This is a genomic window from Limnospira sp. PMC 1279.21 (assembly GCF_032349615.1).
Classification (GTDB): Bacteria; Cyanobacteriota; Cyanobacteriia; order Cyanobacteriales; family Microcoleaceae; genus Limnospira; species Limnospira fusiformis.
This window is the reverse complement of the sequence record NZ_JARPLU010000365.1, coordinates 1-1,661: the sequence shown is the minus strand read 5'-3', so window position 1 is coordinate 1,661 and position 1,661 is coordinate 1. Positions and strand designations below refer to the sequence as shown.

Annotated in this window: 2 protein-coding genes; one reads left to right on the top strand and one right to left on the bottom strand. The window is 46.4% G+C overall.

All coding sequences use genetic code 11. The annotated features are described in order from the left end of the window. Positions 1-330: 330 nt before the first annotated feature. The gene (locus P5683_RS24595; protein WP_006670263.1) at positions 331-732 is read right to left on the bottom strand and encodes a hypothetical protein; all 402 of its coding nucleotides are present in this window, start codon (positions 730-732) and stop codon (positions 331-333) included. 445 nt (positions 733-1,177) lie between these two features. On the opposite strand from P5683_RS24595, the gene P5683_RS24590 reads away from it, so the two are divergent. Continuing rightward, a partial coding sequence (locus tag P5683_RS24590) for an IS607 family transposase (RefSeq protein ID WP_315642525.1) occupies positions 1,178-1,661 on the top strand: 484 nt, incomplete at its 3' end.

Sequence of the window (1,661 nt, the reverse complement as noted above, 5' to 3'; positions counted from 1 at the left end):
TTAAGTAGCAATAATCACCGGATAATTGAAACTGACGCACCTTTGCTTGGCGACCTCAGAGTAGATAATTAAAACTGACGCACCTTTGCTTGGCGACCTGGTAGGGTGCGTCAGACCTGGTAAGTAGCAATAATCACCGGATAATTGAAACTGACGCACCTTTGCTTGGCGACCTCAGAGTAGATAATTAAAACTGACGCATCTCTGGTCGGCGACCTCAGAGTAGATGATTGAAACTGACGCACCTCCCCTCGGGTACGTCAGACCCGGTAAATAGAAACGAGTCCCCCAAGTTTAACTGACGCAGCTTTTATCGGTTGCTACTGACGATTAACGAATGTATTGTGGACACATCTGCTTAACCAAATTATTGCGAATACTTTGATCGGTGCGTAAAATTTCCCGTATTTGGGGGTCCAAAGTCATATCTTGACGAAGAGACTCTTCCTGAATAGCCTGACGTTGCCGCCAAGTTAACCCCCCAGAAGCCAAGGCTTGACAGGTATCTCCGACATCTTCAACAATAGACTTCAAATCATTTTGAGCAGAAAGCAGCAACATACGTTTATGTAGCTCAGGTTGTTCGGACTCCTCAACCATACTTCGGTAACGAGAGATGATATGGGAAGCGCTCAACACAGTTGGCGGTTGTGCTTCTGCGGGAAGTTGACCAATCAAAATCCCAAGGGAAACTACAACCCCTATATACCCATACAGACCATTCTTAGCCATGGTTCCTCCTAAACGGAAGTTTAACTCACTAAGGTTGTTAACAGACCGGACCATTTAGCCACCTACCGCATACTCAAGCGATCCCAGGATCATCCTCAGAATCTGCCAGCAGTATCTGGAGGGACACAGGTTCTCTAATCTATCACCCAACCTGGTTAAAAGGACAATTCCCCAAGGGAATGCCTTTGAGAACAGAACTGGTTTTTTGAGTTCGGGGATATTGTACTCTCAGACTATACATCAAGTCTTGGGCAAGCGCACCAAATCTATCAAAGTTCATTGAGAATAGCCATTTTGCCGTTGATCCTGGAAATAATTTCTTTGAGACCCTCAATTGCCATATACTCCTAGAACCAGAGAAAATAGGAGCATGATTTAATCACAAATTAGGTTAATATTTTAGGGCAATACGGTATAATAAGCGAGAAGGGTTGAGGATAAACCTATTGCCAGATATGTCAAACCCAAGGAAGCGGCCAAAATCCTTGGAGTCCATGAAAGAACACTCCGCAGATGGGACGACAATGGCTCAATCGACACCATCAGAACCCCCGCTGGGCAACGACGATATAACGTTGAGTCATATACTGCCAAATCAGGCAGTGACAAACGCAAAGTCGTTATCTATGCCAGAGTTAGTAGCCGCGCCCAGCAGTCCGACCTCAACCGACAGGTGGCCGCACTGTCCAACCTCTACCCCGAAGCAGAAGTCGTCTCAGAAATCGGAGGCGGGCTCAACTTCAAGGGAAAGAAAATGCTGGCCTTACTGGGACATCATTTGTCAGGAGATGTCGGCATGGTTGTCGTTGCCCACCCAGACCGATTGGCAATATGGGGATTTGACTTGTTTGGATGGCTCTGTGAGCAAAACAGTTGCTCACTCATGGTTCTCAACCAGACAAGTCTCAGTCCAGAACGAGAAATGGTTG